Here is a 25,286-nt window from a genome sequence, read left to right as displayed (position 1 = left end):
ATTACGCCCAACCCCCACCCACCACAACAACCACACACACCCCGGGCGTGTCCCCGCACCAAACCGCCAAACCCACCCCCAAACAAACACCACCCCACACCAGCACTCAACAGCGCTGCAACACTCAAAACCCACCCCCTCCACACCTCCGGTCGCGTTCCCCGGGCGCGCCGCCCCGCCGCAAGACGCGGGCTTCAGGCGAGAGGACGCTCTCCCCTGCTTAGATGGAGGTCGTGACTGAGCAGACCTCGCCCCCCGTCCCTCCCTCCCCCGCCGATTTCGGCTTCACCGTGGAGCGCCGTCTCGAGCATGGCGGGGTACAGGGCAGCGACGGCCGCCCGCTCGGCCGAGCGGGCACGATCCGCACGCCCCACGGCGACATCCAGACCCCGGCGTTCATTCCCGTCGGAACGAAAGCCACGGTGAAAGCGGTGCTTCCCGAGACCGTGAAGCAGTTCGGCGGCCAGGCGGTACTCGCGAACGCGTACCACCTGTTCCTGCAGCCCGGGAGCGACATCGTGGACGAGGCGGGCGGCTTCGGCAAGTTCATGAACTGGCACGGCCCAACCTTCACCGACTCCGGCGGGTTCCAGGTGATGTCGCTCGGGGTCGGCTTCAAGAAAGTCATCTCGATGACCGAGGGAATGCACCAGAGCGACGACGTGATCGCGAAGAACAAGGAGCGGCTCGCGCACGTCGACGAGGACGGCGTGACCTTCAAGTCCTTCCTCAACGGCGACCGCCACCGCTTCACGCCCGAGGTGTCCATGCGGATCCAGCACCAGCTCGGCGCCGACATCATCTTCGCCTTCGACGAGTGCACGACGCTGCTCAACACTCGCGCGTATCAGGAGGATTCCGTGGATCGCACCGCTCGGTGGGCCGTGCGGTGCCTCGACGAGCACGCCCGCCAGACCGCCGAGCGGTCGCACCGCCCCTATCAGGCGCTGTTCGGCGTGGTGCAGGGCGCCCAGTACGAGGACCTCCGTCGCAAGGCGGCCCGGGGCCTCGCCGAGATGCGGGGCGCCGAAGCGCACGAGCAGGAGTTCGACGGGTTCGGAATCGGCGGCGCCCTCGAGAAGGCCGAGCTCGGCACCATCTGCGGCTGGGTGAGCGAGGAGCTCCCCGAGCACAAGCCGCGCCACCTGCTCGGGATCTCGGAGCCCGACGACCTCTTCGCCGGCATCGCGGCGGGGGCCGACACGTTCGACTGCGTCGCCCCATCGCGCCAGGCGCGCGGCGGCACGATGTACTCGAGCAGCGGACGGATCAACGCCAAGGCGGCCACGCAGCGGCGGCGCTTCGAACCGCTCGACCCCGAGTGCGACTGCTACACCTGCGAGAACTACACCGCGGCCTACCTCCACCATCTCTTCAAGTCGAAGGAGATGCTCGGCTCGACGCTCGCGACCATCCACAACGAACGATTCATCGTGCGTCTGGTCGAGCGGATCCGCCAGTCGATCATCGACGGCACCTTCGTCGAGCTGCGCGAGGAGATCCTGGGCCGCCAGTACGGCCTCGAATTCGCACGCGAGGCGGCATCCCGCTACGCCGGCTGACCCGAGCACGGCGGCGAGGCCGGCATACGCGAAACGCCCCGGGGAGCAGCGGCGGGACGTCGCAGGTCGAACGGAGACTAGGCTGAGCGCTCCTCGGCCGCCCGGACCGCTCGGATCACGCGCGTCGTCACCGGCAGCAGCACGACCTCGGCGAGCACCTTCACCACGTAGCCGAGCACGACGTACATCACGAAGTCGAGACCCGTGATGACCCCGGCGAACGCGATGGTGCAGAACAGCAGCGTGTCGATCAACTGCCCGGCGACGGTCGAGGCGATCAGGCGCGTCCGCAGGAATCGGCCCGAGGTGCGACGGCGCATGCGATCCAGCACCCACGCGTTCAGCAGCTGGCCGCCCAGGAACGCGACCAGGCTCGCCGCCACGATGCGCGGCACGAAACCGAGCACCGCCGAGAAGGCCTCCTGGTTCTCCCAGCCGTCGGCCGGGGGCGACACCTGCACCGCGAGAATGGTCAGCGAGGCCACAAGCGCGAGGGCGAACGCGGTGAAGATCGCTCGACGCGACGCCTTCAGCCCGTAGACCTCGGCGAGCACGTCACCCAGGATGTATGCGAGCGGGAAGAGGAACACCCCGCCGTCGAAGACGAGGGGAAGCGAGAACTCTCCGAGGGGGATCGCCCCGAACGCGATCGGCTTCACCGCGACCACGTTCGAGATCAGCAGGATGCCGACGAACACCGCCGAGATCGTCGCGTAGCGCCCTCCCGCCGCGGCCGCGCGGGCCCCGGGTGTCAGGTACTTCACCGGATCGTCGGATCCCTGTGCGGCGTTCATCTGCTGCGTCTCACTCATCGATCAGTCCCACCCCGAGCATGCCTCGGATCATGTCCATGTTCAATTTGGCCGCGACCCTCGCCCCGTTGCCCGCGGCGATGATCAGCTGCTGGGGACCCGGCGGCACGATGTCGCCGACGGCGTAGACGCCGCGCACGGAGGTCTCCCCCCGTTCGTCGACCGTCACCAGGCCCCAGTCGTCGCGATCGAGCTGCAGGTCGCCCATGAACTCCACGGGAGCGTGCCAGCGCGGGCGCACGAAACCGCCCACGCGAGGGATCACCTCGCCGTCGGCCATTCGTACGCCCGTCATCTCGGCTCGCTCGCCCACCACGTCGTCGATGGCCCTGCGCTCGACGCGAATGCCGATGGAGGCGAGCTGGGCCTCCTGCTCGGGGCGCACCGTGTCGGCGCCGTTCGTGAAGACGATGAGGTCGGAGCTGAAGCGGCTGATGAGCAGGGCGCGCGCGAACACGTCGCTCGTCTCGCCGATCAGCACGAGCGGCTTGTCGGTCTTCTCGAAGCCGTCGCACTCGACGCAGCTGTGCAGAGCGGTGCCGTAGTAGGCGCGGATCATGGGCAGCGCCGGCAGTTCTTCCGTGAGGCCCGCCGCGAGGAGCACCCTGCGCGCGATGTAATCGACGTCGGCGGCGCCGCGGATCCCGGTGCCCCGCACCCGGAAGCCGATGCCGTCGGGGAATCCGACGGCGATCGCCTCATCGGCCGAGAGCGGGATCACCTCGCGTGTCATCGCCTGCGAGAACACCGCGGTGGGGTAGGCCTCGAACTCCTCGCGGCCGAGGCGGCGCAGTTCGAGCGGAGACGCCCCGTCCCGAGTCAGGAACCCGTGCGACTGCAGCGTCGCGGAGTGCCGCGGTCGGTTCGAATCGAGGATCGCGATGCGCCGGTTCGCGCGCACCAGCTGCAGCCCGGCCGAGAGCCCGGCGGGGCCGCCGCCGACGATCGCGACGCCGACGCGCGGCGGCTGGTCGCCGTCGATCGGGGGCAACGGCTCCCGGTGATCCGCGGCTGACACGGCTACTCCCGGCCCGAGAGCTGCGCTGCGAGCCGACGCAGACGAGCGAGCGACTCGTCGCGGCCCAGCAGCTCGAACGATTCGAAGAGCGGCGGCGAGACGCGCCGCCCCGATGCAGCGACGCGCAGCGGCCCGAAGGCGAGGCGCGGCTTGAGCCCGAGGCCGTCGATGAGGGCCGCCTGCAGCGCTCCCTGGATGCGCTCGGTCTGCCAGTCCTCGGCCGGAACGGCCTCGAGCGCCTCGATGCTCGCCGAGAGCACCTGCGGCGCGTCGTCCTTCAGCGACTTCAGCGCGTCCTCCTCGTAGACGAGGGAGTCGGTCGACGTGAAGAGGAATCCCATGAGCCCGACGACGTCCGAGAGCACGGTGATCCGGCTCTGCACGAGGGGCACGGCCCGACGCACGATATCGAGCTGCTGCTCGTTCGGCTCCACCGGGAGCGCTCCGCCCGCGATGAGATAGGGCAGGATCCGCGACTCGAAGTCGTCCTCCGAGAGCAGGCGGATGTGGTCCGCATTGATCGCGTCGGCCTTCTTCTGGTCGAAGCGGGCCGGGTTCGGGTTGACGTCCGCCACGTCGAACGCCGCGACCATCTCGTCACGCGAGAACACATCGCGATCCGGCGCCAGCGACCACCCGAGCAGCGACAGGTAGTTGAGCAGCCCCTCGGGGATGAAGCCCCGCGAGCGGTGGTTGAGCAGATTCGACTCGGGATCGCGCTTCGAGAGCTTCTTGTTGCCCTCGCCCATCACGTAGGGCAGGTGGCCGAACTGCGGGATCGCCTGCTCGATGCCGAGCTCGACGAGCGCGCTGTGCAGCGCGATCTGGCGGGGCGTCGAAGACAGCAGGTCCTCGCCGCGCAGCACATGGGTGATGCCCATGAGCGCATCGTCGACCGGGTTCACGAGCGTGTAGAGCGGGGCTCCGTTGGGGCGCACGACGACGAAGTCGATGGTCGAGCCTGCCGGGAACGAGATGTCGCCGCGCACGAGGTCGGTGAACGAGAGATCGGTGTCGGGCACGCGGAAGCGCAGCGCGGGCTGACGCCCCTCGGCGCGGAAGGCCTCGCGCTGCTCGTCGGTGAGATCACGATCGTGGTTGTCGTAGCCGAGCTGCTTCGGGCGGCCCGCCGCCTCGTTGCGGGCGTCGATCTCATCGGCGGTGGAGTAGCTCTCGTAGAGGTAGCCGGCCTCGATGAGGCGCGCGATCACGTCCTGATAGATCTCACCGCGCTGCGACTGCCGGTAGGGGCCGTGGGGACCGCCGACGTCGATGCCCTCGTCCCAGTCGAGGCCGAGCCACCGCAGGGAATCGAGGATCTGCCCGTAGCTCTCCTCGCTGTCGCGTGCGGCATCGGTGTCCTCGATGCGGAAGACGAAGGTGCCGCCCGTGTGCCGGGCGTAGGCCCAGTTGAAGAGGGCGGTGCGCACCATGCCCACGTGCGGGGTACCCGTCGGGGACGGGCAGAAGCGCACGCGAACGTCGCTGCCGGTGGCGGTGGAGAACTGGGGAACGGTGCTCGTAGACATCGTGCTCCATTCTAATGCCAGGCCGCTCGGCTCGGGCCGCTCAGCGCCTCCCCCACAGCGTCGCCAGAGCACCCAGCACCAGGAACACCGCGCTGACGAGTGCGAGGAACGCGAAGTCGCCCAGCGCGAAGACGACGCCCGCCAGCACCCCGGCCACGGCGCCCGAGGCGCTCATGATGGTGTCGGATCTCCCCTGCCACTTCGGCCGCACGGTCGAGGGCGTCAGCTCGGTGAGCAGCGCGGCTCCCGCTACCGTCACGGCGCTCCACCCGAGGCCAAGTGTCGTGAGCGCGATCTGGACGAGGATCTGGGAGGGGCCCGCGATGTACGAGAGCACGACGGCGCAGGCGAGCAGCGCCCACCCGAGCCAGAGCACCCGCGGACGCCCGAACCTGCTCGCGAGAGTGCCGAACACCGGCGACAGCGCGTACATGCCCGCGATGTGCATGCTGATCGTGATGCCGACGAGCGCTGCGGTCCCCTCGTGGTGCATGATGTGCAGCGGTGTCATCGCCATCAGCGCGACCATGATCGCCTGCGCCATCGCGATCCCGACGATCACGAGCCACCTCGCCCGCGGGCTCCCCGCGCCGGTCGCGGCGCCGCGGTCCGTTCCAGCGGCGACGGCATCGCCCGCCTCCGCGGACTCGCCCGAACTCGACGCGGTGATCACCGGGGTGCTCGCGGTCTCCGGTGGCAGCAGCCGCGCCGCGAGCAAAGGGTCGGGTCGCAGCCCGAACCAGTTGACGAGCGCCGCGAGCACCTGGGCCGCCAGTGCGAAGAGGAAGACGCCGGCGAGTGGCAGGATGCCGAGCGCCCGCCCGACGGCCTCGCCGGGGGTGATCAGGTTCGGGCCGATGACCGCGCCGATCGTGATCGACCAGACCACGAACGAGAGATCGCGCGCGCGATCGTTCGGCAGCGCGAGGTCGGTCGCCGCGAACCGCGCCAGCAGCGACACCGCGCTGCTCACACCGACCAGCGCGACCCCCGCCGCGAACAGGGGCCAGGCGTGCACCGCTCCGGCGATGATCGCGATCAGCGCGCCGAGCGCTGCGATGCCGCTGCCCGTGACGAGCGCGGCACGGCGGCCGCGCCTCGCGGCGATGCGGGCGAGGGGGATCCCGGCGACGGCCGCCCCGGCGTTGAACAGGGCAGATGAGAGCCCCGAGATGGCCTCGTTGCCGCTGAGCTCGGCGAGCACCAGCGCACCGACCGACAGCGAGGCGCCCGTTCCGAAGCCCGAGAGCACGGTGCCTGCGGACAGCACGAGGACCGTGCGCCGCTGTACCAGGGAGCGCCGGTCCGGATCCAGCACCGCGTCCACCGACTCCCGTCCCCGCGCCGCGCGCTCCTCGGCTCGCGCGCCAGGCCCGGCCGTGCCGCTCACGCGACCGGCTCCAGCCCCCAGCACGATCCGTCGACGCCCGCGAGCAGCCGCTTGGCGAGACGCACCTGCGGGCTCTCGTTCGCCGTCGCCATCGAGACGAGCCCGATCGTGCGGTAGCGAGGCGGATCGAGCGGAAGGGCGACGGCGTCGTCGGGCAACGTGCGCGCCGCGGCGAGCGCGAGTCCCGGTACGAGCGCGACCGCGCCGCCCGCGGCCGCCATCGCGAGCATCGCGGGAACGTTGTCGGTCTCCTGGATGATGTCGGGCTCGAATCCGGCCTCCCCCGCCGCGCTGAGCAGGTGGCCCCGGCACTTCTCGCAGCCGGCGATCCAGTGGTCGGCCGAGAACTCGCCGAGCTTCACCGCGGCCTCGCCGCTCGCCCGGTCATCCGAGACGACGAGCCGCACCTCCTCGCGCCACAGCGGCAGAAAGGCGCTGCCCGCGGGCAGTTCGGCCGCCCCTTCGTAGTCGAAGATGAGCGCGCAGTCGACCTCGCCGTCGCGCAGCATCGCGGTCGCCGCCGGAGGCTCGGCTTCGCGGTACTGCAGCGCCACGTCGGGGGCGTCCACGGCGAGCCCGCGCATGAGCGCCGGCACGAGGGTCGCGCTCGCACTCGGGAAGCCCACCATGCGCAGCGTGCCCGCGCGCTCGCCGCGCAGGTCGTCGATCGCCGCGAGCGCCGCATCGATCTCGGCGACGACCGTGCGTCCGTGGTCGGCGAGGATCCGACCGGCGGGCGTCAGCCGGATCCCGCGTCCGCTGCGTTCGATCAGCGGCACGGCGAGCCGTGTCTCGACGCGCTTGATGCGCTGACTCACCGCGGGCTGGCTCAGCCCCAGGCTCACGGCGGCGGCGGTCAGGGAGCCAGTGGTCGCGAGGGCATGCAGAATGCGCAGCTCGGTGGAGTCGATCGAGCCGAGCGGATCGGCGGTTCGCTGGGTGCTCATGGCCTCGATTGTACGCCGGACATAACCGGAAGCGAAGCAAAATATAAGAATGATTCTGTTTCATTATGCATGGGGGTCTCCTAACCTGGCCTCATGAACACCGCCTCCGCAGCGCAGTCCCCGGCCGACTCCCGATCCGCCGCGCAGCCGGCACCCCTGCCCATCGCCGAGCTCGGCTTCTCAGCCCCGCCCGGCTACCTCTCGGCGTGCACGGCGGGCCTGCCGACGGCGGCAACCGCCGCGGCGATGCGCGGATTCATCGACGACTGGGCGGCCGGCCGCGCGGACGCCCGCGCGCTCGGCGGGCAGGCGGAGCGGTGCCGCGAGCACTACGCCCGTCTCGCCGGCGTCGCCGTCGACCGGGTCGCGCTCGGCTCGCAGGCCTCGCAGCTCGTCTCCGTGGTCGCGAGCTCGGTGCCCGACGGCGCCGAGGTGCTGTGCGCCGCCGGCGACTTCGCATCCCTGGCACATCCGCTCGAGCAGCTCGCCCATCGCGGCGTGCGCGTGCGATATGCGCCCGTCTCGCGACTCGCCGAGGAGCTGCGCACGGACACCGCACTCGTGGCCTTCTCGCTCGTGCAGTCGGCGACGGGCGAGGTCGCGGATGCCGAGGCGATCAGAGCCGCGGCGGAACAGGTCGGGGCGCGCACCCTCGTCGACCTCACCCAGTCGCTCGGCTGGCTGCCCGTGGGGGCGGATCCGTTCGACTTCACGGTCTGCCATGCCTACAAGTGGCTGTGCGCCCCGCGAGGCACCGCCTTCCTCACCGTGCGAGCCGGGCTCGACGAGCAGCTGGTGCCGCTGGCCGCCGGCTGGTACTCGGCCGACGACGTCTGGAGTTCGTGCTACACCGATCACATGCCGCTCGCGGCCGGAGCGGGGCGCTTCGACGTCTCCCCGGCGTGGCCGGCGCTCGGCGGCACCGAGGCCGCGCTCGGAGCCCTGGCGGCGCTCGATCCGCGCGCCGTGCACGCGCACGACCTCGAGCTCGCGAACGCGGCGCGCGAGGTGCTGGATCTGCCCGCGGGCGATTCGGCCATCGTGACCTGGGCCGACCCCGACGGCACCGCACTCGCAGCGCTGACCGCCGGCGGCATCACGGCTTCGGGTCGAGCCGGGAATGCGCGCATCGCGTTCCATCTCTGGAACACCGCCGACGACGTGGAACTGCTCGCGCGGGCGCTGGGCCGCTGATCTAGCCGGCCTCGGCGAACGCCGCGGCCTCTGCCTTGTCCTGCTCCGTCGCGACGAGCTGCCCGCAGGCGCCGTCGATCTCCTTGCCGCGGGTGTCGCGCAGGGTGGTCGGGATCCCCGCCGCGTTGAGACGGTCGACGAACTCGCGGGTGACCTCGCGCGTCGACGAGGTCCAGATGGAACCCGGCGTGGGGTTGAGCGGGATCGGGTTGACGTGCACCCAGCCCCTGCCCCGGGCGTTGAGCTTGTCGGCCAGCAGGTCGGCGCGCCAGGCGTGGTCGTTCATGTCCTTGATGAGCGCGTACTCGATCGACACGCGGCGGCCCGTCGTCTCGTAGTAGTGGTAGGCCGCGTCGAGCACCTCCTCGACCTTCCAACGGCTGTTCACCGGGATCAGATCGTCGCGCAGCTCGTCGTCCGGCGCGTGCAGCGAGAGCGCGAAGGTGATGGGGATGTCCTCGTCGGCCAGCTTGCGGATCGCCGGCGCCAGGCCGACCGTCGACACCGTGATGCCGCGCGCCGACATGCCGAGGCCCTCGGGCGACGGCGCGATCATGCGGTGCACCGCGTTCATCACGCGCTTGTAGTTGGCGAGCGGCTCGCCCATGCCCATGAACACGATGTTGTTGACCCGCTCGGGCTCGGCCCCGTTGCCCGCCTCGCGCATGCGACCCAGGCCGCCCTCGGCGATGACGCGGTTGGCCTGCACCACCTGATCGAGGATCTCGGCGGTCGACATGTTGCGCGTGAGCCCGGCCTGGCCCGTCGCGCAGAAGGGGCAGTTCATGCCGCAGCCGCACTGGCTCGACACGCAGAGCGTGATGCGGCCCGGGTAGCGCATGAGCACCGACTCGACGAGCGCGCCGTCGAAGAGGCGCCACAGGAACTTGATCGTCGCGCCGTCGTCGGTGACCAGACGCTTCACCTCGGTGAGCAGCGGCGGGAAGAAGGCCTCGGCGAGCTCCGCGCGGCGGTCCTTCGGCAGATCCGTCATCTGCTCGGGATCGGTGGTGCGGTGCTCGAAGTAGTGCTTCGAGAGCTGCTTCGCCCTGAACTTCGGCAGCCCCATCTCCACGACCTTCGCCTCGCGCTCCGCGAGCGTCATGTCGGCGAGGTGGGTGGCGGGCTGCTTGACGCGGGGCGACGCGAACTGCAGCGTCGGCCGGCCGTCGGGGCTGGTGAGCTGCTTCCAGCCCTCGGTCTTCGGCCTGACCTGCGGGCGCGCCCCGTCGCCGCGCGAGCGGGTCTTGATCAGCTTGCCCTCGGCGGGTGACGCGTCGTGGTTGAGTTTATTGGGATCCATCGCCCCCATTGTCTCATCCGCGTCTGGGTGAGGGATCCCGGAGGCGATCTCGGGCTCCGAGAGCCGGGCGACCCGCGCCGAGCCGCGGGCTCAGAACTCCTCGTAGACGGCGGGATCCTGGTCCTTGAGGCGGCCGTCCGGGCGCCCGAGGGCCGAGATCGCGTCGACCTCGTCGGCCGAGAGCACGACATCTGCCGCGGCGAGGTTCTCGCGCTGGCGCTCGGGGTCGGCGGACTTTGGCAGCGGCACCACACCGCGGGCGACGTGCCAGGCGAGGATGGCCTGGATCGGCGTGATCCCGTGCGCCCGCGCGATCTCGGCGATCACCGGCTGCTCGGCGAGGTCGTTGCCGCGGCCCACCGGGCTCCAGGCCTCCGTGATGATGCCGCGCTCGCGGTGGTACTCGACGGCGTCGAGCTGCGGGAAGTAGGGGTGCAGCTCGATCTGGTTCACGACCGGCAGCACCCCCGTCTCGCGCTCGAGCCGATCGAGGTGCTCGGGCAGGAAGTTGGAGACCCCGATCTGGCGCACGAGCCCGCGCTCGCGCGCTTCGATGAGGGCGCGCCACGCTCCGACGTACAGGTCGGTGAGCGGGTTGGGCCAGTGGATCAGGTAGAGATCGATCGCGTCGAGGCCCGAGCGATAGACGCTCTCCTCGATCGTGCACAGGGCGGCGTCGTACTCGTGGTGGCGGCCCGGAAGCTTGCTGGTGAAGACGATCGAGCCCCGATCCGCCCCGGAATCCCGCAGCCCCCGACCCACGGCTCCCTCGTTCTCGTAGCGGAACGCCGAGTCGAGCAGGCGATAGCCGCTCCGCACCGCCTCCGTCACGGCGGCGGCGCCCGACTTCCCGTTCAAACGGTAGGTGCCGAAGCCGATTGCGGGGAGGGTGAATCCGTTGTGGGCGCGCTGCTCGGTCATGCCTCCACCCTATTACCGGGACGGGCGCCCGCGGGAGGAGGGTGCGGCACACAACCCTGCCTCCCGCGCGCGCTCAGATCAGGCGGGAGCGGATGAGGAAGCGCTGCCCCTCGGGCGCCTCGAGCGAGAAGCCCGAGCCGCGGCCGGGTACCGCATCGACCGTGAGGTGGGTGTGGCTCCAGACAGCGAACTGCTCGCGCGACATCCAGAACTCGATCTCGCGCCGGTCCTCGCCGGGATGGATCGGCGGCAGCTCCAGGGTGCCGAGCAGCACATCCTGGCCGCCGGTCTTGAACTCGCCCCGCTGGTAGCACATGGGCGCGCTGCCGTCGCAGCACCCGCCCGACTGATGGAACATGAGCGGTCCGTGCATCTCCCACAGCAGGTCGATGAGCTCGATCGCCTTCGGGGTGAAGGCGAGGCGGCTCGCGGTCTCGCCCTCGACCTCCGGGCGCGCATCCACGCATCCGGGGATCTCGGACGAGGGCGAGGCGGGTGCCGAGGGATCCGCCCCCGGCGCCCCGCAGGCCTCCGGCTCAGAAGAAGCCATCTGCCGTCTCCTTGTAGCTGACCAGCATGTTCTTGGTCTGCTGGTAGTGGTCGAGCATCATGAGGTGGTTCTCGCGCCCGATGCCGCTCGATTTGTAGCCGCCGAACGCCGCGTGCGCCGGATAGCTGTGATAGTTGTTCACCCACACGCGGCCCGCCTGGATATCGCGGCCCGCGCGATACGCCGTGTTGCCGTTGCGACTCCACACGCCCGCGCCGAGACCGTAGAGCGTGTCGTTGGCGATGCGGATCGCGTCGTCGTAGTCGGTGAACGTCGTCGCCGAGACCACCGGCCCGAAGATCTCCTCCTGGAAGATGCGCATCGAGTTGTCGCCCCGGAAGATGGTCGGCTGGATGTAGTATCCGTCCGCGAACTCGCCGCCGACCTGCTCGACTCCACCGCCGGTGAGCAGCTGCGCTCCCTCCTGCCTGCCGATGTCGAGGTACGACTTGATCTTCTCGAACTGGTCGTTCGACGCCTGCGCGCCCAACATCGTGTCGGTGTCGAGGGGGTTGCCGCGCGTGATGCGCTCGGTGCGCTCCACGACGGCGTCGAGGAAGTCGCCCGCGATCGACTCCTGGATCAGCGCACGGGACGGACAGGTGCAGACCTCGCCCTGGTTGAGGGCGAACATCGTGAAGCCCTCCCGCGTCTTGTCCCAGTAGGCGTCGTCCTGCGCCATCACGTCCTCGAAGAACAGGTTCGGACTCTTGCCGCCGAGCTCCAGCGTCACCGGGATGATGTTCTCCGAGGCGTACTGCATGATGAGGCGGCCGGTCGTCGTCTCGCCCGTGAACGCGATCTTGCGGATGCGCGGGCTCGAGGCGAGCGGCTTGCCGGCCTCGGCGCCGAAGCCGTTGACGATGTTCACGACGCCCGGGGGCAGCAGGTCGCCGATGAGCTCGAACAGCACGAGGATCGACGCCGGGGTCTGCTCGGCGGGTTTGATGACGACGCAGTTGCCCGCTGCGAGCGCGGGCGCCAGCTTCCAGGTCGCCATGAGGATCGGGAAGTTCCACGGGATGATCTGACCGACCACGCCCAGGGGCTCGTGGAAGTGGTAGGCGACGAGATCCTCGCTGATCTGCGAGATGCCGCCCTCCTGCGCGCGGATCGCGCCCGCGAAGTACCGGAAGTGATCGATCGCGAGCGGGAGGTCGGCATTCAGCGTCTCGCGGACCGCCTTGCCGTTGTCCCAGGTCTCGGCGACGGCGAGCATCTCGAGGTTGGCCTCGATCCTGTCCGCGATCTTGTTGAGGATCACCGCCCGCTCGGCAGGGCTCGTCCTGTTCCAGGTCGGCGCTGCGGCGTGGGCCGCATCGAGCGCGAGCTCGATGTCCTCCGCAGTGCTGCGCGGGATCTCGCAGAAGGTCTTGCCCGTCGCCGGCGACGGGTTCTCGAAGTAGCGGTCCTGCTTCGGCGGCACCCACTCGCCGCCGATGTAGTTCTCGTATCGGCTCTTGAAGTGCACCAGCGAGTCGGGCTGGCCCGGGGAGGCGTACACGGTCATGATGGGTCTCCTCTGACGTCGTTGTCTGGATTCCGGGAGTCGAGGGACTCCCGGTGCTCGGAGACTACGCCCGGCACCGTTGCACGAACGTTGCATCGCGCGGCCGCCGAGCAGAGGGTGTCCAAGGATCTCCTGACCCGGGCTCCTGACCCGGCCCCTCCCCTCACCCGCCGTCGTCGAGCGCCTCGAGCCTTGCGACCACACGTGCGCGCTTCGGCGACAGCGGCGGCAGCACCTGCAGCAGGGTCTCCCACACCTCGGCGTCGTCGCCCGCCCAGTGCTGCGCGTACTCGAAGAGCGGATCCGCCCCCGCCGACTGCAGCATCGCCTCGCGGAGCGTGGCATCGACCTCGCTCCGCAGCCTCTCAGCCACCGGCGCGGTCGAGGCGGGAAGCACCGGCCCCTCGTAGGCGGCGAGCGCGAGACGGTGCGCCCCGCGCTCCAGCGCTTCGAGCATCTCGATCCCGTCGATGCGGATCCTCTGAGCCATGCGGTACGGGCGCGAGGAGAGACCGAGATCGATCCCAGCCTGCTCGCACCACTTGCGCAGACGGACCAGCTCCGCTCGCAGGGTCTGCTCGGAACCGGCGGTGCCGTAGACCTCCTCCGCCAGTGCCGCGGCCGTGAGCCCCTGCGGTGCCGCGGCGAGCGCGAGCAGGATCTCGGCGTGCCTGCCGGTGAGCGGGAGCGACGCGTCGCCGTGCTCGAGGATCGCGGGATCGCGGCCCAGCACGACGAGACGCGTCGTGGAAGACGAGCGGGGCGCAGGTCGGGCTCCGGCGCTCCGCCGTTCTTCGATGAGGTCCCTGAGCGACTCGAGTTTCAGTTCGGCCTCGACGGCTCCGAGCGTCGCCTCGACGAGGGGCAGGATGTGCCGCGAGGCGGCGCTGTCGCCTCCCGTCACGTCGATCACGCCGATGATCGCCCCGGTCTCGGGGTTGTGCACGGGCGCCGCGGTGCAGCTCCACTGGTGCACGGCCCGGTTGTAGTGCTCGGCGCCGAGCACCTGGATCGCGTGGTCGAGCGCGAGCGCACTCCCGGGGGCGCTCGTGCCGACGGACCCCTCCGACCAGTCCATGCCCGCCCGGAAGCCCATGTCCTCCGCCCGAGACCGGAGGCGGAAGTCTCCGTCGACCCAGAGCAGCCGGCCTGCGGCGTCCCCGACGGCGACGATGAAACCGGCGTCCTCGGCCGCGTCGAGCAGCAGGCGCTCGATGACCGGCAGCACGCGGCCGATCGGATGCACGCGGCGAAGCTCGGCGAGCTGATCCTCGCTCAGCGCCGGCCTGTCGGGCGGGCGATCGGGGTCGATGGTGCGACGCTGCGAACGCAACCACGACTCCAGCACCACCGGCCGCAGCGCGACCTGCTCGGCGAATCGCTCACGCGCTTCCCGATCGGCGGCGATCGCGGCGGAGCCCACGAACTGCTCGTGGGCGCGCTCGAGCTGTCGCCGGCGCTCGCTCGCCGATTCGCCGCGGCGCAGTGCCTGCCATCCGCTCGCCACCTCTGCCTCCTCTTCGCGGCTCGGTGCCCCGAGTGTACCCGAGGATGATCAGGGGTCGTCGCGAACCGGGGCTTCGCCGCTTTCCGCCCGCTGGGTACCGTTATCGAGATGACGCTCGGAGCCCAGAACCCGCCGAAGAGGGGCCGCACGCGTCATCTCGACGAAGACATGGAGTCGGCCGACGAGGCCTCGCGATAGAGCTCGAGCAGCGCATCGATGCCGCCGCGCTGCCAGGCCCGCCGCTGCAGCGCGGCCCCTCCCCCGTCGGCGAGCCGGCGCTCGAGGAAGCGCTGCACACGCTCGAGGTCGCCGGCGGCCTCGAGCGATTCGGCGACGTGGGAGAGGAGATCGGCGACCACCTCGGCGGCCGCCCGCGGAGCCCCGCTCTCGGGATCCACCAGTTCGGACCCGAGTCCGTTCCGCGCCGCGACCCAGTGCGCGCCCCGCAGCGCGTCGCGCTGATACTCGGGAACCGGGGCACCGGTCTCCCGCTCCTGTAGCGCGCGGTGCGCGAGCGCGCGGAAGATGAGGGCGAACGATACCGCGTCGCCGCTCTCGAGCTGGGCGTCGGCGGTGCGCAGCTCGATCGTGGGGAACTTCTCGGAGAGCCGGATCGACCAGTTCACGAGCGCCGTGTCGAGCAGCGCGCCCGCCCTCACGAGCTGCTGCACCACCTCGTCGTATCCTGCCGCATCGGCGAAGCTCGGCGGGTAGCCCGAGCTCGGCCACTGCTGCAGTTGCAGATACCGCCAGCTCGCATAGCCCGAGTCGCCCCCGAGCCAGATCGGCGAGTTGCTCGTCAGCGCGACGAGCACGGGCGACCACCGGGCGATGCGCGCGAAGACCTCGACGCCCGCGTCCCGCGAGGGGACCTCCACGTGCACGTGGGTGCCCGTCGAGTAATAGCGGTGCACCATGCCCCGCATCGTGCGATCGATCTCCCGGTACCGCTCGTTCTCCGTGACCCGGCCGGGAGCGTCGCCGCCCACCGGCGGCAGGCCGGTGCCCGCGAGCACGAGACCCCGATCCGTCGCGGCGCGCGAGGCAGCGGTGCGGAACTCCGCGAGCGAGTCGAACGCCTCCGCTGCGCGAGTGCACGGCGGCGTGGCGGTCTCAAGCTGGCTGTGGAAGTACTCGTGCTCGGCGCGCAGCCCGGGCAGCGCCGCGATCATGCCGTCGGCGCCGTCGCGAGGCAGGCCGGTCGTCGCGTCGAGCAGCAGATACTCTTCCTCGACGCCGAAGCGGGGCGGAGCGGGGGTGTCGGCTGCCATCTCAGCACCGTCCGTTCGATCTGGCTCTCGCAGCGCGGCAGGATCGCCGTCGCCCGTCGCGTCATGCTACACCGGCGCGAGCTCGTCACACCACGGTGTTACGCAGGATTCCGATCCCGTCGATCTCGACCTCGACCGTGTCTCCTGCTTCGAGGCGCCCGACTCCCGCGGGCGTGCCCGTGAGGATCACGTCCCCGGGCAGCAGCGTGAACGCCTGCGAGGCGTGCGCGACGATGCGCGCGAGCGAGAAGATGAGCTGCGACGTCCGCCCGTCCTGGCGCACCTCGCCGTTCACGCGGGTCACGACGCGGGCGTCGCCGAGGTCGGGGTCGGTCTCGATGACCGGCCCGAGCGGGCAGAAGGTGTCGAAGCCCTTGCCGCGGGTCCACTGCCCGTCCTTGATCTGCAGGTCGCGCGCGGTCACATCGTTCGCGCAGGTGAACCCGAAGACGTACTTCAGCGCGTCCTCCTCGGGAACATCCTTGGCGATGGCGCCGATCACCATCGCCAGCTCGCCCTCGTGCTCGACGCGATCCGAGATCGCGGGCCGCACGATGCGATCCCCCGGGCCGATCACCGAGGTGTTGGGCTTCAGGAACAGCAGCGGTTCCTCCGGCGCGTCGCCGCCGGTCTCGGATCGCATCTCCTCGATGTGCTCGGAGTAGTTCTTGCCGACGCAGACGACCTTCGAGCGCGGGATCACGGGCGCCAGCAGGCGTACGGCGTCGAGGCGCAGTCGGCGCCCGGTGGTGTCGAAACCGGAGACGAGCGGATCCGACGACAGCTCGACGATCTCGACGCCGCTGCCGTCTTCGGCCTCATCGAGAACCCCGTAGGAGATCTCGCCCTCTGCTTCGAAACGTACGACCTTCATGTGCCCCTCTTCGTCTTGGTGTCTGCTGGGATACGGGCGGACCGCCGTGGGCTCCGCCCGTCCCGCGACGTCAGCCGCCCGTCCGCTACTCCCCGGCGGTGACGATCCGATCCACCCAGCCGAAGCGATCCTCGACCGTGCCGAACTGGATACCGGTGAGCTCCTCGCGCAGCGACATGGTGATCTCGCCGGGCGCCCGATCGCCGAAGTCGACGAGCACGCCCTGCTCGCTCTTCAATTCGCGGATCGGCGTGATCACCGCGGCCGTGCCGCAGGCGAAGGCCTCCGTGATGGAGCCGTCGGCGGCGCCCTCGCGCCACTCGCTCACGGTCACCTGGCGCTCCTCGACGGTGAGTCCGCGGTCTTCGGCGAGCCGGATGAGGCTCTTGCGGGTGATGCCGTCGAGGATGTTGCCGTTGAGGGCGGGCGTGATGAGCTTGCCGTCGCGGTGCACGAGGAACAGATTCATGCCGCCGAGCTCGTCGATCGTGTCCTCCGTCGCCGAGTCGGTGAAGAGCACCTGGGCGCAGTCGTGCTGCGCCGCGATGCGCGTCGGCAGCAGCGACGAGGCGTAGTTGCCGCCGCACTTCGCCGCACCGGTGCCGCCGCGGCCGGCGCGCGCGAGGTCACCGGAGAGCCAGATCGACACCGGCTTCACGCCGCCCGTGAAGTAGGGGCCCGCCGGGCTGGCGATCACGAGGAAGCGGGCGCGCTCGGCGGCTCGCACCCCGAGGAAGCTCTCGTCGGCGATCATGAACGGACGCAGATAGAGGCTCTGGTCGGCGCCGCTCGGCACCCAGTCCGCGTCGGCCCGCACGAGCTCGTGGATCGACTGCACGAACAGCTCGACCGGCAGCTCGGGCAGCGCGAGCCTGGCCGCGCTCTCATTGAGGCGCTGGGCATTGGCCTCGGGGCGGAAGGTGACGATGTCCCCGTTCGGGTGGCGATACGCCTTGAGCCCCTCGAAGATCTCCTGGCCGTAGTGCAGCACCGACGACGCGGGGTCCATGGGAATCGGGCCGTAGGGCAGCACCTCGGCGTCGTGCCAGCCGCGCTCGCGGTCCCAGACGATCGAGACCATGTGGTCGGTGAAGCGCTTGCCGAAACCGGGGTCGGCGAGGACGGCCTCGCGCTCGGCGTCGGGGAGGCGGTTTGCCGGGGTGCGGGTGAAGGTGAGCTCGGTCATGGAGTTGCTTTCTGTCGCCAGGGGCGGCCGTGAGGGGTGTTCGTGTTGGGCCGTGCGGCGGTCTAGCGCGCCGGAAGCCGCTCGATGATCGCGCTGCCCACCTCTGCGGTGGTGCGCGCCGCGGCCGCGCCGGTGGCGGGGTCGATGCGGGATGCGAGATCGGCGCGCACGGCGTCGCGTACGCGGTCGCCGTCGGCCGCGAGGCCAAGGTGGTCGAGCATGAGAGCCGCGGAGAGGATCGCCGCGGTCGGATCCGCCTTCTGCTGCCCCGCGATGTCGGGCGCAGAACCGTGAACGGGTTCGAACATGCTCGGGAACGTGCCGTCGGGATTGATGTTGCCGCTGGCTGCGAGCCCGATGCCGCCGCCGATGGCGCCGGCCAGGTCTGTGAGGATGTCACCGAACAGGTTATCAGTGACGATGACGTCGAAGCGCGCCGGATCCTGCACCATGAAGATCGTCGCGGCGTCGACGTGCATGTAGTCGACGGCGATATCGGGGTACTCGGACGAGACGGCCTGCACGATGCGCTGCCAGGTGGCGCCGGCGTGCACGAGCACGTTCGTCTTGTGCACCCAGGTGAGCTTCTTGCGAGGCCGCTTGCTCGCCACCTCGAAGGCGTACCGCACGACGCGCTCGATGCCGAAGGCGGTGTTCACGGAGACCTCGGTGGCCACCTCGTGAGGGGTGTCGGCGCGCAGACGGCCGCCGTTGCCCGCGTAGGGGCCCTCGGTGCCCTCGCGCACCACGACGAAGTCGACGTCGCCCGGGTTCCTCAGCGTCGACTCGACCCCGGGGAACAGGGTGCAGGGCCGCACGTTGGCGTAGTGGTCGAAATCGAAGCGCAGCTTGAGCAGCAGGCCGCGCTCGATGTTGGCGTTCTTCAGGCGTGGATCCCCCGGAACCCCGCCAACCGCGCCGAAGAGGATCGCGTCGTGCTGCGCGATCTCGGCCTGCTCGGCCTCGGGCAGCGTCTCGCCCGTCGCCAGATAGCGCTCCGCGCCGAGCTTGAACTCCGTGCGGTCGAGCACCGCGTCGCCGCCGGCGAGCACGGCATCGAGCACACGATTGGCCTGCTCGATCACCTCGGGTCCGATACCGTCGCCGGGAAGGACGGCGAGCTTGATGGTGCGGGTCACTGAACGCTCCTCTTCGTGCCTGACAGAACGTGTCCAGCTTACTCGCGCCCGCGGACGTTTCGAGTCGCCCGACCCGAGGGCGGCTCGCACCCTCGACGCCGTCGCGCGGGCATCGCGCCGCCATCGCGCAGACCACCGAGAAACGACGAAAGCCCCACCCGAAGGTGAGGCTTTCGCTTCCGGTGACCCCAGCGGGATTCGAACCCGCGTTACCGCCGTGAGAGGGCGGCGTACTAGGCCGCTATACGATGGGGCCGGACGCTGTTGCAGCTCTTCCGGGGCTTCCCCCGCTGCGCTGGCAACTCATATATATTGGCACACCTTCGCGAGCTGGGGCAAATCCATCCGTGCACCCCGGGTGTGTCCCGCATGATTCCGCGGTTCTTCACCGCGCCTGTCCGCGCTCACGACCTGCTGTGCCGCATCGCCTTCTCGGCCGCGCGCCGCTTCAGACGCCTATCGACGACGAACGCCATGAAGATCCACCCGCCGAGCGCCGTGATCACCCACACGATGATGGGCGCCAGCACCCAGGTCTCGACGCCGCGGATCGTGATGCCGCCCTGGAAGAGCGTGGCGATCCACAGCGCCAGCAGCGTCGCCACGAGCCCCACCCCTCCGGCGAGCGGCGCCGCGTATCGCTGGGCGATGTTGAGCACGAACGGCCCCAGCACGGCGTGCGCGATCGTGAACACCCCGAGCGCCACCAGGAATCCCGCGATGCGCATCTCGAAGCCCGGGAGCGCGAAGTGGCATACGGTTATGGCGATCGCGGCCAGCACCAGTTGCGAGACGATCTGGAACAGCAGACGCATCATGGGCTCCTTCGCTCGGCGGGGCTCCGTACGGTGCCCCTGACCTCAGCGTATCGCAGCGGTGACGCGGTCAGACCTCTTCGCCCGGCTTGCGCCGGAACGCCTTCGCCGGCAGATCCGGCCCGTCCCACACCTGGATGATGCCCCAGACGACGGCCGCGATCGGTACCGCGAGCACGGCCCCGAGCACGCCGCTCAGCACGGTGCCGATGGTCAGGGCGAGCAGGATGACGAGCGAGTGCAGCTTCAGCGCGCGGCCCATCAACACGGGCTGCAGGAAGTTGCCCTCGAGCTGGTTCACCAGCACCACGACGCCCACGACGAGCACGGCACTGAGGGGTCCGTTGGCGACGAGAGCGACGAGAGCGGCGAGGATGCCGGCCAGCGTCGCGCCGACGATCGGGATGAATGCGAGCACGAAGACGAGCACGGCGAGCGGCAGTGCGAGGGGCACCTGCAGGATCAGCAGGCCGATCCCGATGCCTACCGCGTCGACGGCGGCGACCGACGCCGTGCCGCGCACGTAATGCCCGAGGGTCTGCACCGTCTTCTCGCCCGCGCGCTCCGCGCGAGCCAGCGCCTCGCCCTCGAAGGGGCGCAGCAGGAAGCGCCAGATCTGCGGCCCGTCCTTCAGGAAGAAGAAGAGCACGACCACCATCAGGATGAGGCCCGTGACGAAGTTCGTGACGATCCCGACCCCCGCGAGCGCCCCCGAGCCGAACTGCGAGCTCGTGAGGAACCCGGTGAGGAAGTCCGTGACGTTCTGCTGCCACTCCACCAGTTGATCGTGATCGGGGGCGAACGGGAGCGTGCGCACCCAGTCCATCACCTGATCGAAACCGGTCTGCGCCTGCGCCGACAGCTCGTCCCACTGATCGCGCACGGCCCACACGATGAGCCAGCCCACCCCGGTGAGCAGCAGCACGATCGTGAGCAACACGAGCACGGTCGCGAGCGCCGAGGGCACCCGATGGCCTCGCAGCCAGCCCATGACGGGCGCGAAGGTGCTCGCGAAGATGAGGGCGAGCAGGATCGGGATCACGACGGTGCTCAACGTGCTCATGCCGAACACGGCGCCCGCGGTGAGCACCAGCACGATGATGATCTGCAGCGAGCGCGTGGCGAGCAGCCCGAAGCCGTCGCCCCAGGCGCCGCCCGCCCGCATCAGGTGCCGCGTCTGCGCGATCGGCCCCTCGGGCGCGCCCGCGCCGCGCTCGAGCCTCGAGACGCGCTGTTCCAGCTCTCGCCGAGCTCGTCCACCGAACATGTCAGCCTCCCCCTGTCGTACTGCGTGCTGCGTTCTCGGTCGCCTACCGCTTGACGGCGCGCTCAGCGACGAACGCGCGCAATTCCGCCTCGTCGTCGGCCATCTCGGTGACGTGCTGCGGCAGCTCGAGCAGGTCGCCGAGGTGCTCGGGCATGCCGATCCGCTCCCCCGTGGCCTCGAGCACGATCTCCGGGAACTTCGCGGGCTTCGCCGTCTCGAGCACGAGCATCGGCACGCCGGCCTCGACGTGCTCGCGCGCCACCTTCACGCCGTCGGCCGTGTGCGGATCGATCAGCACGCCGCTCGCCTCGAACACCGATTTGATGGTGGCCACGCGATCCGCGTGGGTGCTCGTGCCGCTCTGGAAGCCGAACTCCGACTCGAAGCGCGCCTGCTCGGCGGTGAGGTCGATCCTGCCCGTCTCGGCCAGCTCCCGCCACGCCGCGGCGAGCCGCTCCGGGTCGCGCCCGAGCACCTCGAACACGAAGCGCTCGAGATTCGACGCCTTCGAGATGTCCATCGAGGGGCTCGAGGTCGCGTGGGTGTCGGCGGCGCCGCGAGGGGCGTACACGCCTGTCCTGAAGAACTCGTCGAGCACGTTGTTCTCGTTGGCCGCGAGCACGAGACGGCGGATCGGCACGCCCATCGTCTTCGCGAGGTAGCCCGAGAAGATGTTGCCGAAGTTGCCCGAGGGCACCGTGACCGAGATCTCGAATGCGGCGCGATCTTCGGCCGCGACGCCGTCGCTCGCGCGCAGCCACGCCCAGAAGTAGTAGACGGCCTGCGCGCTGACGCGGCCCAGGTTGACCGAGTTCACGGCGCCGAGGTCGTGGGCGCGCTTGAACTCGAGATCCTCGAACAGCGCCTTCATGAGGTTCTGGCAGTCGTCGAAGACACCCTCGACGGCGATGTTGTGGATGTTCTCGTCGGTGAGGGAGTACATCTGCGCGCGCTGGAAGTCGCTCATGCGGCCCTGCGGGGAGAGCATGAACACCGCGATGCCGTCCTTGCCGCGCAGGGCGTACTCGGCGGCCGAGCCGGTGTCGCCCGAGGTCGCCCCCACGATGTTGAGCGCGCGATCCGTCTTCGCGAGCACGTACTCGAGCGACTGCCCGAGGAACTGCATCGCCATGTCCTTGAACGCGAGCGTGGGCCCCTCCGAGAGCCCGACGAGCGAGATGCCGGGCTCGAGCTCGGTCACGGGGACGACCTCGGGGGCGACGAAGTTCTCGGCGCTGTAGGCGTCGCGGCACATGCGCGCGAGGTCGTCGCGCGGGAAGTCGGCGGCGAAGATGCCGAGCACCTCGGTGGCGAGCTCGGGATAGCTGAGGGATCGCCACGACTCGATCTGCTCGGCGCTCAGCCGCGGCACCGTCTCCGGCACGACCAGCCCCCCGTCTGTAGCGAGGCCCTCGAGCAGGATCTCACTGTAGGGTGCCGGCGCCATGCCGCCGCGGGTCGAGATGTACTTCACCGGTGCTCCTCGTTTCGTGATCGCGCCGTCGGGCTGTGCGCGCCGACTCCCCCATCCTATTCGGCGGACGGCTCGGGGAGGGGGATCCGGATCCCGATCCGCCTCGATGCACCGCGCCCTACCAGGAGACCGGCAGCGCCTTGCCCTCCTCGTAGCCCGCCGCCGACTGCAGCCCGACCCGGGCGCGCACGTGGAACTCGCGCAGCGAGTCGGCTCCGGCGTAGGTGAACGACGAGCGCACGCCCGACGTGATCATGTCGACGAGGTCCTCGACGCCGGGGCGCTGCGGGTCCAGGTAGATCTTCGACGACGAGATGCCCTCGGCGAAGAGCTCCTTGCGCGCCCGCTCGTAGGCGTCGAGCCCGCCGAATCGGCCCTGCACCGCCTTCGTCGAGGCCATGCCCCACGACTCCTTGTACTGGCGCCCGTCGGCGTCGGTGCGCAGCTCGCCCGGGGACTCGGCGGTGCCCGCGAACCAGGATCCGATCATCACCGACGCGGCGCCGGCGGCCAGCGCGAGGGCGACGTCGCGCGGGTAGCGCACCCCGCCGTCGGCCCAGACGTGCGCGCCGAGTTCGCGGGCCGCCTGAGCGGTCTCGAGCACGGCCGAGAACTGGGGGCGCCCCACGGCCGTCATCATGCGGGTGGTGCACATGGCGCCGGGCCCCACACCGACCTTGAGGATCGTGGCGCCCGCGCTCACGAGGTCGTTCACGCCATCGGCCGTGACGATGTTGCCCGCGACGATCGGCAGTCCGAGACCGAGGTCGGCGACCGTGCGGATCGCGCGGATCATCCCCTCCTGGTGCCCGTGGGCGGTGTCGATGACGAGCACGTCGGCCCCGGCCGCGGCGAGGGCGCGCGCCTTCGCCGCGACGTCTCCGTTGATGCCGACCGCGACCGCGACGGCGAGCCGGCCCTCGCGGTCGAGGGCCGGGCGGTAGATGGATCGACGCAGGGCGGATCGGGGCGAGAGCGTTCCGACGAGGACTCCCCCGCTCACGACGCAGACCGTCTCGGCGGGGTGCGGGTCGGCGGCATGCGGGTCAGCTCCGTCGGGATCGGCTCCGTGCGCGGCGGCGGCGCGCGACTCGCTCGCAGCGGTCACCGCATCGAAGGCTGAGCGCGGATCCGCCAGCTCGTCGGCGTCGAGGATCGCAGGCTCCCCGATGACGAGATCCCCGAGCAGCGCGTCGCCCGGCACCGAGGTCAGCCTGGCCGCGGAGAGCGCTCCGCGGATGCCCGAGGCCCGCACCGATTCGTCAGCATCGCGGTCGGCGACGACGACGGCCTGCTCCGCGGCGCGGGGGATCAGGCGCAGCGCTTCGTCCGCTGTGGCGTGCGGCGGCATCACGATCGGAGTGTCGAAGACGACCGGCTGTCGCTTGACCCAGCGGATCGCCCGCTCGGTTTCGGCGAGCGCGAGATCCTGGGGCAGCACCGCGAGCCCGCCGCGCCTCGCGAGCACCGCGGCGAGCCGCGGGCCGGTGACCGAGTTCATATTCGCGGCCACGAGCGGCAGCGTCGCCGGCGTGCCGTCGGTGGGAGTGAGATCCACTCCGAGTCGGCTGCCGACGCCGGAGTGCCGCGGCACGAGGAACACGTCCGAGTAGGTGAGGTCGACCGTGGGCATCGCGCCGATAAACTCCATGATCCCCACGCTACCCCCTCGGCCAGGGTCGCGTCCGCCATCCGTCAAGACACAGATGTCACATGCAGCGCATAGGATGGTCGGCGTGGGGGTCAGGAACGGCTCGCGCATGATCGATGCCGATGTGTTCACGAGCGGCCGTCTCGCAGCGGCGAGACACGTTCTTGAGAACGCGAAGATTTTGAAGGAGCAGAACCGGCTATGTCTGACACGAACGATCCCGGAAAGCCGACGCCGCCCGAGTCCCCGGTGCCGCCGGTTCCCCCGACGCCTCCGGCCCCGCCGACTCAGCCCGAGCCGCCCCGCTTCGACGAGGCCGATGCGCAGCCGACCACCGCGGCCCCGCAGGTCGACGGCGACCAGCAGCCCACCACCGCGCTCCCCCAGGCCGGCGGCGACCAGCAGCCGACGAGCGTGCTCCCCGGCTTCGACGGATCGCCCTACGACGGCGGTCAGCAGAACACGTTCCAGCAGAACGCCGACCAGCAGCCGACCACCGCGCTGCCGCAGTCGCAAGCACCCCAGTTCAACGCCGCGCCGCCGGCGCCGCCCGTGCCTCCCGTGCCGCCGCAGCAGGCGCCGGGCCAGGGCTACCCCGCGTACTCTGCAGCGCCGCGCGAGCCGAAGGGCCTCGCGATCACGGCCATGATCCTCGGCATCGTCGCCGTCGTCGGCGCGCTGATCTTCGGCTGGATCCCCTTCGTCGGCGGCATCATCACGATCCTCGTCGGCGCCGCGGCGGTCGTGCTGGGCATCATCGCGCTGCGGAAGAAGCAGTCGAAGGGCATGTCGCTCACCGGCCTCATCACCGGCGGTATCGGGGTGCTCATCGGCATCGGGATCGTCATCACCTGGGCCGCCGTCTTCTCGAGCGTCGGCTCCGAGCTCGACAGCTACAGCGATTCGCTCGATGAGCTGCAGTCGGAGATCGAGTCCCCGTCCACCGACTCGAGCGACACCGACTCGCTGACCGAGGATCTGGAGGCGAGCGCCGAGCCCACCACACCCGGCACGGAAGAGGCTCCCGCCGACACCACCGGCGACCGCTCCCCCGAGTTCTGCGCCGCCCTCGACCGGGTCGCCACGGTCGGCGGTGACATGACGAGCACCGATATCTCCCCCGAGATCATCGACGCCTACCGCCAGCTCGCCGAGGCCGACAGCCCCAACCAGGCTATCTACGAGAAGTTCTACCAGCTCGCCAACGATCCCGCGAGCGCCGTGAACGAGGACCTGAACGGACTCATGGAGGAGTACGTCGACGCGGCCATGGAAGATGCCATGGCCTGCATGTAACGACGAGCACTCCGGGCGGAAGCGCCCCACGACGGAATCCCGCGCGAGCCTTCTCGTGCGGGATTCCGTC

At 70.3% G+C, this 25,286-nt stretch carries 21 protein-coding genes and 1 tRNA gene; 3 read left to right on the top strand and 19 right to left on the bottom strand.

Annotated elements, in window-relative coordinates; translation table 11 throughout:
• Nucleotides 1-224: 224 nt before the first annotated feature.
• On the top strand, nucleotides 225-1,562 hold the full coding sequence (gene tgt / locus KVY00_RS15095) for a tRNA guanosine(34) transglycosylase Tgt (RefSeq protein ID WP_223043680.1): 1,338 nt from the start codon (nucleotides 225-227) through the stop codon (nucleotides 1,560-1,562).
• Nucleotides 1,563-1,639: 77 nt separating this feature from the next.
• On the opposite strand, the gene KVY00_RS15090 is transcribed toward tgt, so the two are convergent.
• From KVY00_RS15090 to KVY00_RS15070, 5 genes are read right to left on the bottom strand one after another with little or no spacing between them, the layout of a single operon-like run.
• Nucleotides 1,640-2,374, bottom strand: coding sequence for a queuosine precursor transporter (locus KVY00_RS15090; RefSeq protein WP_223043679.1), 735 nt, complete (start codon nucleotides 2,372-2,374; stop codon nucleotides 1,640-1,642).
• On the bottom strand, nucleotides 2,367-3,392 hold the full coding sequence (locus KVY00_RS15085) for an NAD(P)/FAD-dependent oxidoreductase (protein WP_394358253.1): 1,026 nt from the start codon (nucleotides 3,390-3,392) through the stop codon (nucleotides 2,367-2,369). The genes KVY00_RS15090 and KVY00_RS15085 overlap by 8 nt, the downstream gene beginning before the upstream one ends.
• A gap of 2 nt (nucleotides 3,393-3,394) precedes the next feature.
• A complete protein-coding gene (gene gltX / locus KVY00_RS15080; RefSeq protein WP_223043678.1) occupies nucleotides 3,395-4,921 on the bottom strand; it encodes a glutamate--tRNA ligase in 1,527 nt (508 codons plus the stop codon).
• Between the two features lie 40 nt (nucleotides 4,922-4,961).
• Nucleotides 4,962-6,311 (bottom strand): MFS transporter, encoded by a 1,350-nt coding sequence (locus tag KVY00_RS15075; protein WP_255572675.1) that lies wholly within the window; start codon nucleotides 6,309-6,311, stop codon nucleotides 4,962-4,964.
• On the bottom strand, nucleotides 6,308-7,258 hold the full coding sequence (locus KVY00_RS15070) for a LysR family transcriptional regulator (RefSeq protein ID WP_223043677.1): 951 nt from the start codon (nucleotides 7,256-7,258) through the stop codon (nucleotides 6,308-6,310). Before KVY00_RS15070 ends, KVY00_RS15075 begins: the two co-directional genes overlap by 4 nt.
• Before the next feature lie 93 nt (nucleotides 7,259-7,351).
• Here KVY00_RS15070 and KVY00_RS15065 point away from each other — a divergent pair, with 93 nt between their 5' ends.
• Nucleotides 7,352-8,452 (top strand): aminotransferase class V-fold PLP-dependent enzyme, encoded by a 1,101-nt coding sequence (locus KVY00_RS15065; RefSeq protein ID WP_223043676.1) that lies wholly within the window; start codon nucleotides 7,352-7,354, stop codon nucleotides 8,450-8,452.
• 1 nt (nucleotide 8,453) lies between these two features.
• Here KVY00_RS15065 and rlmN read toward each other — a convergent pair whose 3' ends face one another.
• From rlmN to guaB1, 14 genes are all read right to left on the bottom strand, one after another.
• The gene (rlmN, locus tag KVY00_RS15060) at nucleotides 8,454-9,755 is read right to left on the bottom strand and encodes a 23S rRNA (adenine(2503)-C(2))-methyltransferase RlmN (protein ID WP_223043675.1); all 1,302 of its coding nucleotides are present in this window, start codon (nucleotides 9,753-9,755) and stop codon (nucleotides 8,454-8,456) included.
• Nucleotides 9,756-9,845: 90 nt separating this feature from the next.
• Nucleotides 9,846-10,676 carry an aldo/keto reductase gene (locus KVY00_RS15055; RefSeq protein WP_223043674.1) on the bottom strand — a complete coding sequence of 277 codons (831 nt, stop codon included), beginning with the start codon at nucleotides 10,674-10,676 and terminating at the stop codon, nucleotides 9,846-9,848.
• A gap of 73 nt (nucleotides 10,677-10,749) precedes the next feature.
• Nucleotides 10,750-11,226: a DUF779 domain-containing protein gene (locus tag KVY00_RS15050; RefSeq protein WP_223043673.1), complete on the bottom strand. Its 477-nt coding sequence runs from the start codon at nucleotides 11,224-11,226 to the stop codon at nucleotides 10,750-10,752.
• A complete protein-coding gene (gene exaC, locus KVY00_RS15045; RefSeq protein WP_223043672.1) occupies nucleotides 11,213-12,736 on the bottom strand; it encodes an acetaldehyde dehydrogenase ExaC in 1,524 nt (507 codons plus the stop codon). Before exaC ends, KVY00_RS15050 begins: the two co-directional genes overlap by 14 nt.
• Nucleotides 12,737-12,899: 163 nt before the next feature.
• Complete coding sequence (locus KVY00_RS15040) at nucleotides 12,900-14,243, bottom strand: sigma-54-dependent transcriptional regulator family protein (RefSeq protein WP_223043671.1); 1,344 nt, start codon at nucleotides 14,241-14,243, stop codon at nucleotides 12,900-12,902.
• 152 nt (nucleotides 14,244-14,395) lie between these two features.
• A complete protein-coding gene (locus tag KVY00_RS15035; RefSeq protein WP_223043670.1) occupies nucleotides 14,396-15,514 on the bottom strand; it encodes a carboxylate-amine ligase in 1,119 nt (372 codons plus the stop codon).
• An 85-nt stretch (nucleotides 15,515-15,599) separates the two neighbouring features.
• A complete protein-coding gene (locus tag KVY00_RS15030) occupies nucleotides 15,600-16,388 on the bottom strand; it encodes a fumarylacetoacetate hydrolase family protein (RefSeq protein ID WP_223043669.1) in 789 nt (262 codons plus the stop codon).
• An 85-nt stretch (nucleotides 16,389-16,473) separates the two neighbouring features.
• A complete protein-coding gene (locus KVY00_RS15025) occupies nucleotides 16,474-17,574 on the bottom strand; it encodes a branched-chain amino acid aminotransferase (protein WP_223043668.1) in 1,101 nt (366 codons plus the stop codon).
• A gap of 62 nt (nucleotides 17,575-17,636) precedes the next feature.
• Nucleotides 17,637-18,713: a 3-isopropylmalate dehydrogenase gene (locus tag KVY00_RS15020; protein ID WP_223043667.1), complete on the bottom strand. Its 1,077-nt coding sequence runs from the start codon at nucleotides 18,711-18,713 to the stop codon at nucleotides 17,637-17,639.
• Between the two features lie 183 nt (nucleotides 18,714-18,896).
• Nucleotides 18,897-18,969 (bottom strand) — tRNA-Glu (locus KVY00_RS15015).
• A 148-nt stretch (nucleotides 18,970-19,117) separates the two neighbouring features.
• Nucleotides 19,118-19,531 carry a phage holin family protein gene (locus tag KVY00_RS15010; protein WP_255572674.1) on the bottom strand — a complete coding sequence of 138 codons (414 nt, stop codon included), beginning with the start codon at nucleotides 19,529-19,531 and terminating at the stop codon, nucleotides 19,118-19,120.
• Between the two features lie 67 nt (nucleotides 19,532-19,598).
• Nucleotides 19,599-20,795, bottom strand: a complete 1,197-nt coding sequence (locus KVY00_RS15005) for an AI-2E family transporter (RefSeq protein WP_223043666.1) — start codon at nucleotides 20,793-20,795, stop codon at nucleotides 19,599-19,601.
• Between the two features lie 43 nt (nucleotides 20,796-20,838).
• Nucleotides 20,839-22,269: a threonine synthase gene (gene thrC, locus KVY00_RS15000; protein ID WP_223043665.1), complete on the bottom strand. Its 1,431-nt coding sequence runs from the start codon at nucleotides 22,267-22,269 to the stop codon at nucleotides 20,839-20,841.
• Between the two features lie 118 nt (nucleotides 22,270-22,387).
• Nucleotides 22,388-23,920, bottom strand: coding sequence for a GMP reductase (gene guaB1 / locus KVY00_RS14995; protein ID WP_223043664.1), 1,533 nt, complete (start codon nucleotides 23,918-23,920; stop codon nucleotides 22,388-22,390).
• A 201-nt stretch (nucleotides 23,921-24,121) separates the two neighbouring features.
• Between guaB1 and KVY00_RS14990 the strand changes: the two genes are divergently transcribed.
• Nucleotides 24,122-25,216: a DUF4190 domain-containing protein gene (locus KVY00_RS14990; protein WP_223043663.1), complete on the top strand. Its 1,095-nt coding sequence runs from the start codon at nucleotides 24,122-24,124 to the stop codon at nucleotides 25,214-25,216.
• Nucleotides 25,217-25,286 lie beyond the last annotated feature (70 nt).

Source organism: Leucobacter tenebrionis, assembly GCF_019884725.1.
Taxonomy (GTDB): domain Bacteria; phylum Actinomycetota; class Actinomycetes; order Actinomycetales; family Microbacteriaceae; genus Leucobacter; species Leucobacter tenebrionis.
The sequence above is the reverse complement of the archived record's forward strand: the minus strand, read 5'-3'. Positions and strand labels throughout refer to the sequence as shown.

Excerpts from the sequence above, each read along its gene's own strand:
- tgt (WP_223043680.1), top strand. The coding sequence starts at position 225 with ATGGAGGTCGTGACTGAGCAGACCTCGCCCCCCGTCCCTCCCTCCCCC.
- KVY00_RS15090 (WP_223043679.1), bottom strand. The coding sequence starts at position 2,374 with ATGAGTGAGACGCAGCAGATGAACGCCGCACAGGGATCCGACGATCCG.
- gltX (WP_223043678.1), bottom strand. The coding sequence starts at position 4,921 with ATGTCTACGAGCACCGTTCCCCAGTTCTCCACCGCCACCGGCAGCGAC.
- KVY00_RS15070 (WP_223043677.1), bottom strand. The coding sequence starts at position 7,258 with ATGAGCACCCAGCGAACCGCCGATCCGCTCGGCTCGATCGACTCCACC.
- KVY00_RS15065 (WP_223043676.1), top strand. The coding sequence starts at position 7,352 with ATGAACACCGCCTCCGCAGCGCAGTCCCCGGCCGACTCCCGATCCGCC.
- rlmN (WP_223043675.1), bottom strand. The coding sequence starts at position 9,755 with ATGGATCCCAATAAACTCAACCACGACGCGTCACCCGCCGAGGGCAAG.
- KVY00_RS15055 (WP_223043674.1), bottom strand. The coding sequence starts at position 10,676 with ATGACCGAGCAGCGCGCCCACAACGGATTCACCCTCCCCGCAATCGGC.
- KVY00_RS15050 (WP_223043673.1), bottom strand. The coding sequence starts at position 11,226 with ATGGCTTCTTCTGAGCCGGAGGCCTGCGGGGCGCCGGGGGCGGATCCC.
- exaC (WP_223043672.1), bottom strand. The coding sequence starts at position 12,736 with ATGACCGTGTACGCCTCCCCGGGCCAGCCCGACTCGCTGGTGCACTTC.
- KVY00_RS15035 (WP_223043670.1), bottom strand. The coding sequence starts at position 15,514 with ATGGCAGCCGACACCCCCGCTCCGCCCCGCTTCGGCGTCGAGGAAGAG.
- KVY00_RS15030 (WP_223043669.1), bottom strand. The coding sequence starts at position 16,388 with ATGAAGGTCGTACGTTTCGAAGCAGAGGGCGAGATCTCCTACGGGGTT.
- KVY00_RS15025 (WP_223043668.1), bottom strand. The coding sequence starts at position 17,574 with ATGACCGAGCTCACCTTCACCCGCACCCCGGCAAACCGCCTCCCCGAC.
- KVY00_RS15010 (WP_255572674.1), bottom strand. The coding sequence starts at position 19,531 with ATGATGCGTCTGCTGTTCCAGATCGTCTCGCAACTGGTGCTGGCCGCG.
- KVY00_RS15005 (WP_223043666.1), bottom strand. The coding sequence starts at position 20,795 with ATGTTCGGTGGACGAGCTCGGCGAGAGCTGGAACAGCGCGTCTCGAGG.
- guaB1 (WP_223043664.1), bottom strand. The coding sequence starts at position 23,920 with ATGGAGTTTATCGGCGCGATGCCCACGGTCGACCTCACCTACTCGGAC.
- KVY00_RS14990 (WP_223043663.1), top strand. The coding sequence starts at position 24,122 with ATGTCTGACACGAACGATCCCGGAAAGCCGACGCCGCCCGAGTCCCCG.